This is a genomic window from Collinsella sp. An2, from assembly GCF_002160065.1.
Lineage (GTDB): Bacteria > Actinomycetota > Coriobacteriia > Coriobacteriales > Coriobacteriaceae > Limicola.
In genome coordinates this window covers 1-9276 of the sequence record NZ_NFJW01000032.1, presented here as the reverse complement: position 1 = coordinate 9276, position 9276 = coordinate 1, and the positions used below count along the sequence as shown (strand labels likewise).

At 57.5% G+C, this 9276-nt stretch carries 7 protein-coding genes; 5 read left to right on the top strand and 2 right to left on the bottom strand.

The window, feature by feature from the left end; translation table 11 throughout:
- The first annotated feature begins 489 nt into the window (after window positions 1–489).
- From B5F33_RS10605 to B5F33_RS10595, 3 genes are all read left to right on the top strand, one after another.
- Complete coding sequence (locus tag B5F33_RS10605; RefSeq protein ID WP_087411791.1) at window positions 490–1398, top strand: hypothetical protein; 909 nt, start codon at window positions 490–492, stop codon at window positions 1396–1398.
- 70 nt (window positions 1399–1468) lie between these two features.
- Window positions 1469–2329: a methyltransferase domain-containing protein gene (locus B5F33_RS10600; protein ID WP_087411790.1), complete on the top strand. Its 861-nt coding sequence runs from the start codon at window positions 1469–1471 to the stop codon at window positions 2327–2329.
- 381 nt (window positions 2330–2710) lie between these two features.
- A complete protein-coding gene (locus B5F33_RS10595; protein WP_204214521.1) occupies window positions 2711–5266 on the top strand; it encodes a DEAD/DEAH box helicase in 2556 nt (851 codons plus the stop codon).
- Window positions 5267–5367: 101 nt separating this feature from the next.
- Here the strand turns inward: B5F33_RS10595 and B5F33_RS10590 are convergent, their stop codons facing one another.
- Both B5F33_RS10590 and B5F33_RS10585 read right to left on the bottom strand, forming a co-directional pair.
- Window positions 5368–5844: a hypothetical protein gene (locus B5F33_RS10590; protein ID WP_087411788.1), complete on the bottom strand. Its 477-nt coding sequence runs from the start codon at window positions 5842–5844 to the stop codon at window positions 5368–5370.
- A complete protein-coding gene (locus B5F33_RS10585) occupies window positions 5828–6109 on the bottom strand; it encodes a hypothetical protein (protein ID WP_087411787.1) in 282 nt (93 codons plus the stop codon). The genes B5F33_RS10590 and B5F33_RS10585 overlap by 17 nt, the downstream gene beginning before the upstream one ends.
- Window positions 6110–6428: 319 nt before the next feature.
- Here B5F33_RS10585 and B5F33_RS10580 point away from each other — a divergent pair, with 319 nt between their 5' ends.
- Window positions 6429–6839 (top strand): peptide deformylase, encoded by a 411-nt coding sequence (locus B5F33_RS10580; RefSeq protein WP_087411786.1) that lies wholly within the window; start codon window positions 6429–6431, stop codon window positions 6837–6839.
- Window positions 6840–7068: 229 nt separating this feature from the next.
- Window positions 7069–9030, top strand: a complete 1962-nt coding sequence (locus tag B5F33_RS10575; protein WP_087411785.1) for a DUF262 domain-containing protein — start codon at window positions 7069–7071, stop codon at window positions 9028–9030.
- Window positions 9031–9276 lie beyond the last annotated feature (246 nt).

Here is a 9276-nt window from a genome sequence, read left to right as displayed (position 1 = left end):
AGTGCCGCCCTCACCACTTCCTCGACCGCGCAGCCCATGGCGCCCCTCCCGTCTCTCGTTGACGGGAGGATGGTCCCACCGCGTGCGGACACGAGCCTCCAAGAATGTCTAACATAGCCTCAAAATGGCAAAATCTAGGACTTCAATCGCGCGCAAGGAGTAAAGCCGGCTGAGAACGGAGTCGGTCCTCGCAACTCCGGTCGGGCAAAACGTCATTTTAGAGCACAGGCAGAACCATCTCTTGCCCCGGGACGTCACGCCGACAGTCCAGGTCCAGGACGCCACGCCGACCGGCCAGGTACGGGAACTCCGCCCCACTCGCTAAGCCGCAACGCTCTCTGCGATGCTCTTTCTGCAGCGCAACGCCTCGCTGCTATACTCACCTCTCAGAAGCGAGCAACCCCAGGCGCATCCGCACAGAATACGCCCGGAGAAATGCCCGCACGAACACCAGCACCACCTGCGACATCGCTCACAAGAAGGACCCCGATGAACTTCGCCGCCGCCAGATCCCTCGTTGCTTTAAACAACGCCTTCTATCAGGAGCATGCCGCTTCTTTCTCCGCAACGCGCTCTGCCCCCTGGATGGGATGGAGCCAGATGGCAGACGTCGTACAAGCCGAGCTTGGCGGCGAAGGCACCGCAATGCCAGACCCTCTGCACATCCTCGATCTTGCCTGTGGCAACTTGCGCCTCGAACGCTTTCTGACACAGAGGCTTAAGACAACGCATCCTGTTTTTGTCGCGCAGGATAGCTGTCCAAAACTCGCCCATGACATGCCAGACAACTGCACGTTCCAGCAGCTAGACATCCTTGAAAGGTTTCTGGGCGAACCTGAGCCGCAGTGCCCGCCCGGAGGCTCGCGCCCCGAGGAGGCTGCTAACGACGCCCTCGCGACCGGCTCCGACAACCTCAACGACCTCGATGCCGCGGCGCCCTACGTGCGCGGCAAAGACGTCGCAGCAAAAATGGGCGTCCAGGACGCTTTCGACCTCGCTTGTTGTTTTGGGTTCATGCACCATGTGCCTGGGCGCGCACTTCGTGCGGCCGTGCTTGTCTACCTCATGGAAGCCCTCCGCCCCGGCGGCGTCGCCGCCGTATCGTTCTGGCAGTTCATGGATGACCCCCGGCTCGCTCGCAAGGCAAAGGCAACTACCGAACAGGCGCGAAGCGAACATGCTCATCAAGACATTGCCGATACGCTCGAGGAAGGGGACTGGTTATTAGGATGGCAGGATGACGGCAGCGCCCTGCGCTACTGCCACCACTTCTGCGAACGCGAGATCGACGAGCTCGTCTCGGCCCTCCCTGCTGGAACGGCTACGGAGATATCCAGGTTCTCCGCCGATGGAAAGACGGGCGCGTTGAATCGGTATATCATGCTCAAACGCCAATAACCCCGCGCCCGACCCGATCGCATAGCATCGGTCGCCTGGAGCAGCCGTCCGCCCGCCATGAAAGGTAGCCATGGGAATCACGCACATCCGAACGCCCAAAAACTTCGTACTCGAAGAGCGTCTGGAGCGCTATGCCGACGGCTTTGAAACACATCCCAAAACCTTCGCAGGTGCATGGGCAGAAGCATGCTATCCCCTTCCCTGCGATGCTATAAACGCGTCGGCGCGCCAGCATCGAAACCGCTTTGATCGTGTTGAGCTTGACCTGGGCTGCGGCAAAGGCTCGTTTATTATCCAGATGGCGCAAAAGCATCCGGGCACGCTCTTCCTGGGCATGGACTCCGAGCCGCTCTGCATCGCGTATGCAGCGCAATACATCCTCGAAAGCGGGCTTCGCAACGTTCTCGTCATTCCCCGCGGGGCGGACGCCCTGCCCGAGGTCTTCGCACCGGGAGAGCTCGACGCCATCACGCTCAACTTCTCGACACCCTACCCCCGCGCCCACGATGCCCGTCGCCGGCTCACCACGATCGACCGCTTGCTTGTCTACCGCAAGGTTCTTGCGCCGAGCGGTACCCTGATGCTTCGCACCGACAGCCAGCCGCTGCGCGATTGGACGCTTACACAGCTTGAGGCGACAGGCTTTCGAACGCTCTGGGTATCTGACGACGCGCGCGCAGACCACCCCGAATTCCCCGCCAGCGAATACGAGACAAGGCTTGTTGAGCGCGGCGCACGCATCTGGGGCGTCTGCGCCACCCCCGACAGGGAACCGAGCCCCGAGCAGCTTGCCCTGGGCCGCAAAGCAAACCCGAGCCTCATGTCCTATCTTCCTGACGATCTGGAAAGCCTGGACTACGTGCCGCTTGGCATGGAGGACGCCGTAAAGAACGCGATCAATCGCCGCAGACGGGCGGCGCGCCGGCAATAAGGCACGCGAGGGCGCTTCTTTTGGGCTGTGCGCACGCCCCATCGAGGACACCCCAGCGCCGACGGCCCCGCGTCGTCAATGCCCGTCGCCAGTGCAGTAGCCCCCGGAACCCGCGACCGCAGGACAGCGCCGGCTCATGCACTTGATCGGCGTGCGGGCAAGCCCCATGACGCATAATGAACAGGAAACGATGCTACGAAATCGACGGGAGCAGCCCGCATGAATGACGATACACGACGAATAGCCCGCGAGACCGCTGACGTCGAGGCGCCCTCCGCAACCGACGGCGCTTCTACACGCACGAGCGCAAGTTCCTTCGCTGCCGGGACAGGCGGCACAGGAGAAGCGGGGTCGCTTGGGGCATTGTCCCCCAGCTGGTTCATGCCCGAGGACGGGTCGGAACCAGAGCCGTGGCTCTCGGCTGACGAAGCGTTCGAGCGCTTTCTATCTTGGTGTGAAGACCGCGGCATCGAACTGTGGGAGCACCAAGAGGAAGCCCTCATGGACCTTGCCGCCGGCGACCATGTGATTCTGGGAACTCCCACGGGCTCGGGTAAGTCGCTGGTGGCCCTGGGCATGCTCTTCATGGCCATGGCGCAAGGCCGGCGTGCCTACTACACCGCCCCCATCAAGGCACTTGTATCCGAGAAGTTCTTTGACCTCGTCGACGTGCTGGGCCGCGACAACGTGGGCATGATCACAGGCGACACGCACATCAATACGGGCGCACCGGTCATCTGCTGCACCGCAGAGATTTTGGCCAACCAGGCGCTCCGCGAGGGAGACGAAGCCGATGTTGGCTGTGTCGCCATGGACGAGTTCCATTACTTCGCCGATCCTGACCGCGGATGGGCCTGGCAGGTTCCCCTGCTCACGCTGCCGCACACCCAGTTCATGCTCATGAGCGCAACGCTGGGCGATGTCACGCAAATCGCCAACGCCCTGCGCGAACGCACCGGCAACGAGGTCGACCAGGTGGTCGACGCCCCGCGTCCTGTGCCGCTCGCTTACGAATACGTCGACACCGCCCTGGAAGGCACCGTCGAACTTGCCCTGCGTCGGGGTGAGGCGCCACTCTATATCGTGCATTTCTCGCAGGACGCGGCGCTCGCCACTGCAAGCTCGCTTGCCAACTTTGGCATTGCAACCAAAGAGCAGCGCGAGGCCATCAAAGAGGCTGCCAAGGGCACGCGTTTCACCACGGCGTTTGGCAAGATCTTGAAGCGTCTTATCGGCTGCGGCGTGGGCGTGCACCATGCCGGCATGCTCCCCCGCTACCGCCTGCTGGTAGAGCGCCTGGCCCAACAGGGGCTTCTGCCCGTCATCTGTGGAACCGATACCCTGGGTGTGGGCATCAACGTGCCCATACATACGGTTGTCCTCACCGCGCTCACAAAATTCGACGGCCACCGGATGCGCCGCCTTCGTGCTCGAGAGTTCCACCAAATTGCGGGACGCGCGGGACGCGCCGGCTTCGACTCCGAGGGCATGGTCATCGCCGAAGCCCCCGAGCACGAAATCGAGAATGCCAAACTTGTGGCCAAAGCGGGCGGTGACCCCAAGAAGCTGCGCAAACTTAAGAAGAAGAAACCTCCTGAGGGCTTTGTGACCTGGAACAAGCAGACCTTTGAGCGCCTGACCGAGGCTGCACCCGAGACGCTCAAACCGCGCCTGCGTATCACCCATTCCATGGTGCTCTCCATAGTCGAACAGGGCGGCGACGCGCGTGAGCACGTGCACGAGCTCATTGCCGCCAGCCTGCAGACGCCCGAAGAGAAGCTACGCCTGGAGGAGCGCGCGAACGAGATTTTCGCGACGCTCATCGACTCGGGCGTCGTTGTGCGCACCCAGGTCCCCCCGGCACCCGGTACGCCCGAGGGTGCAGAGCCAGAATGGGACTACGCACTTACCGTCGACCTGCCCGAGGACTTCGCGCTTGACCAGCCGCTTTCCCCCTTCCTGCTGGCCGCGCTCGAGCTGCTCGATCCTGAGAGCGAGAGCTACACCATGGACCTCATCTCCATGGTCGAAGCGACGCTCGAAGACCCCAAGCAGGTCCTTCGCGCCCAGGAGCGGGCGGCGCGCGACCGTGCCATGGCCGAGATGAAAGCCGACGGCGTCGATTACGAGGAGCGACTCGAACGCATCGCCGACGTAACCTATCCCAAGCCGCTCGAAGACGAGCTCGAAGCGGCGTTTGCTCAGTACTGCGAAAAGGTCCCTTGGGCAAACGATTACGAGCTCTCGCCCAAATCGGTGCTGCGGGACATGCTTGAGACGGCTTCGGACTTCAAGGGATATATCCAGCGCTACAAGATCGCTCGCTCCGAGGGCATCCTGCTGAGGTATCTGGCCGAGGCATTCCGCTCGCTTGACCGCACCGTACCCGCCTCGAAGCGCAACGAGCAACTGAACGACATCATTTCATGGCTTGGGTTCGTGGTGCGTTCTGTGGACTCCAGCCTGGTGGACGAATGGGCCGCAGCGGGCGACCCCGCTGCACTCGACGCCGCGCCGCCGCAGGATGCAGACGTCGTGGTGGCAGACCGCCGAGGCATGACGCTTTTGGTGCGCAACGCCCTGTTCCTACGCGTTCGGCTGGCCTCCCGCGGGCGCACCGAAGACCTCGGCGAACTCGACGAGGCGTGGGGCATGTCCGAGACGCGCTGGGAACGCGCACTCGATGCGTTCCATGACGCGCACGACGAAATCCTGACCGATGGCGATGCTCGTTCTGCCGCGTTCCTCTCCATCGATGATGCCGACGAGAAGGCCGACCACGTGTGGCACGTGCACCAGATCTTCCACGACAACGATGGCGACCACGACTTCGGCATCATGGCAGACGTCGACTTGGACGCCACCCAGGAGGAAAGCGAGGCGGTATTCAAGAACTACCGCGTCGGATTCATTGAAGAGCTGCTGGAACAGGCGTAAGCCGCAAATCGGGGGCGCCAACGCATTGCAAGGCGCCCCACATGTTTGTGCCCCGCTGACCCACGTTTGGGCGTAGGCCATCCTGACGCGACGCGCTTCAGTTAACTAAACGCGTACGTTATGAAATTCACACATTGTGAATTGAACGCAATAAGGCGTGCGAACAACCTGGCGTCGGCAGTAATCACCGGCACTCCTCGCTTTGCCAACTGTACGAATGACGCATCGGCCAAACCAAGCCACATGTAGGACTCTTCTTCAACAATTAGTCTCGACGGGAAAAGCTGCTCGTGTATTTCATCTTGGCTAGAGGCTCCCTGGAGGAGCCCTTTGAGCAGCCCCATCGTATGTCGAGCCGACTGCTTATCGAAATCCAGGAGGTTGGAGACTTCGGCCAAGGATTGAGGCGTCGTAACTAGATAATCGAATGACTCAATCAGCGCAACCAGCTTATCGAAATGGCTGGCTTCGTACGCCTTCAGTCGCCTGTGCTTCGAGATGGCATTGCGATTGTAAAGACCGACGATGAACAACGTGAGAACATTGCTGTCGAGCGCAATGCTACGCGGCGATTTCATAAGGCTCCATCTTGCGTAGATCCAAGGTATGAGCATCCAATATCAGACGCTTGTAGGTTCTACGCGAGCGCATGTCTACGTTTGCGGCGACAAGAGCCATTTGGGGAATATCGCTTGCCATCACATAGCCAACGATAACAAGCCACGCATCCTGATCGGGGCTCAGCTCAATCCCCTCAAGCGCAATGTATTTTGCTTCTGGCGAAAGCTCACTCACGTATTCCAGCGCCTTCGCCGCAGCCTCTTTCGCTGACAAAATGTCCATAGGCACCCACCCCTAAGACAAATCTTTTTATAGAGTCTATCACATACACTTATCAAAAGCGAACATATGTTTTGTTTTTCCAACTAGAATGCCTGTGCACCATCGGCAAGAGACGGCACCTTGAAAAGCTGCGTCTTGAACCCTGCTCCATGAATTCAAAGTCAGGCGTAGGCGGACTCACCAATTTTCACACCATGTTGACATTGGCTTAAGACACGTTGAAGTTCGGCCGCCGACGCCTACGCGCGGCGCGGTGCGTGCTACCGTCTTGGAGCTGAGCCGACCCGGACACGCGGGCCGCAATAGAAAGGAGCCCGCTATGATCAAGCCCATCGTCACCTCGCTCATCATGCTTCGCATGCCTTCCGAAGAGGCTACGCCAGAGGACGCTCAGGTCGGACAGGACCTCCTGGACACACTGGCGGCGCATGCACACGAGTGTGTGGGGCTTGCCGCAAACATGATCGGCGTACACAAGCGAGTGATCGTGGTTCAAGACGGCTCGAAGGCGCGCCTTATGTATAACCCCGACATCATTCGAGGCGCGGGCGAGTACCGCACCGAAGAAGCTTGCCTTTCGCTGCAGGGCACGCGCCCTACCGCACGCTGGCGCCGCATCAAGGTCTCGTACCTCGACGAAGAGTTCCATCAGCACGTACGCACCTTCACCGGTGAGGTGGCCCAGGCCATTCAGCACGAGATTGATCACTGCAACGGTGTGGTGATCTAACTAGCATATTTCGCTCAAACGATTTGCAAGCAGCACAGGCGCAAAGCACCTTAGAACGATGACCTTCGTTCCGCTCGAAAAGAACGAAAAGTTGCAGCTAAGCATAGGCATCAGTTTCAAATACATCGCGCAGTGCTCTGAATACCTTTATCATTCATATTGGTAATTCGTATTTCCTGCATGCGACCCCACGAATTCCGGGGCACAGCAAAACGCGAGAGGATGTGTCATGCCAAAAGCGTTTGAAGCCGAACAGAAGAGCCTCGAAGAGCTTATGTCCACTGGTGGCAGGTATGCTTACGCCATTCCGCTCTATCAGAGGCGCTACGTCTGGAATACCGAAGAGAACCGAAAACTTTGGGACGACGTGGAGGAGTGCTATGAGAGGAAGTCTAATCACTTCCTAGGTTCGTTTGTCCTTATGGATTACGAGAAAGACCCATACGACCAGAGATATCAAGCGGATGAGCTCGTCGACGCTTCCTATTCTGTTAGACACGTTGTCGACGGCCAACAGCGCATGACGTCACTGACATTGATTCTCGCAGCTCTCTATCAGGATATGCTCGACCAACAAGATACGTTCAATTCCTTGCCAGATAAGGACAGCCAAGATGTGCAGGATTGGAACACACTGTTAACGAGAATGCGCAATTGTCTTGTCACAGACGTGAGCGACCGACAGTCGAAAAGTAAAAAAGGAAAAATCCCTCATCTAATTCCTGTTAAATCTACCTACGAATCATATAAGTCCATCGTCAATCAAGAGCAGTTTGGCAAGCAGCTGCTCATTGAGAAGGCATACCTCCTACATCAGGAGAATGTCAGGCAGTTCCGACTGGAAAAACTGCCCGAAATGGATGATAGTTTGGAAAAGAACAGCCCGCTTTTGGCAATCGATCTTTACGATTTCTATTTTCAGATGTTCCTCTCCATCGCCCAGCGGATGAAAATCATCCGCATCGACTGCTCTGCCGAGGAGGATGCCTTCCAGGTTTTCGAGTCCCTTAACGGGACCGGCGTTAGGCTCACCTCTTCGGACCGAATCAAGAACATGCTTATGGGCAGGGGGTCACGCCAGAAGCATCCTGTCGCCATGAGTACAATCGAATCAGAATGGACCCAAGTTTCCGAACTGGTGGGCGGCGCCAAGAACATGGAATCGTTCTTTACCAGTTATATGTTTACAAAGGTAAATCGTCGCGTGTCCAAGCAAGAGCTTGTTCGAGTATTTACCGACAAGTATCTCAACTCTTTTGAGTCAAAAGGGGTGCTCGAGGTATTCGGCGATCTGAAGCATGCTGCTGATTACTATGGAACCATAGTTTCACAGTCTTCATACATGGACGGTCAGCAGAAAGAGCTTTCTCCGGATATCAAGGCGCTTCTAGTCGGGATACGAAAAATCAATCCAACACAATCCATCGTCCCATTGCTCACTGCGGCAATGCAATACAAGTTTGACTCCAAACAATTTAGGGATGTAGCAAAGCAGCTGCTGGTCCTGTTCGTGAGACACAAGGTTTGTCAGAAATCGACCAACCTTCTTGACAAATACTTCGAAAAGATATGCGTTGCCATTAAGGAACAGCCTGTCAGTGACGTGCTGGACGAAATAGTAAAACGTCAGCAATCAGACCCGACGTTTGCACGAGACTTCGAGAACATGACGTTCGACTCCGAAAAGCCCTCTGACACCGCTCGAGCTCGTTACTATCTCGAATCTATCGAGAACTATCTCCGTAATAAGGCGGGCGATAGCAATCTCGATCAAACAGAAGAGTTCACGCTCGAACATATTATTCCTCAGTCTTTTGACGCACAGAAATGGTTTGAATCCCAGCCAGATGAGGCCCTCGCCTTCCAAGGAGAGGATGCCGAACGTGAACTTGGAATGTTTAAAGACAACACCATCGAGTCGATTGGCAACATGTGCCTGCTGCGGCGGCCGGAAAACAGTAGCGCCAGCAATAGCTGTTTCGCCAATAAGGTGGCTTCTTATAAGAAGCCTGACAAGAGCGGAAAAACCGCTGCTGGCACTTTCAAACTTGTCGAACAAATTGTTGAAGGCCGTATGAAGGTCGGAGCAGAATACATTGACCTTGTCGACACGGGTTCGACATTTGACGCCACCGCAGTCTCGCGCAGAGCGCATGCCCTTGCAGACTACGCACTTAAAATATGGTCATAGGTTTATTGATTTAGAAACCGTTACCGAAAGGCGGAGCCCATAACAAGAGCTTCGCCTTTCGTTGTTCATTTCCGCAACCGCCACAACATCTGACAAAAGTAGAAAGTGCCACTTAGCGCCTCTTTCGGGCTATGTTAGACATTCTTGGAGGCTCGTGTCCGCACGCGGTGGGACCATCCTCCCGTCAACGAGAGACGGGAGGGGCGCCATGGGCTGCGCGGTCGAGGAAGTGGTGAGGGCGGCACT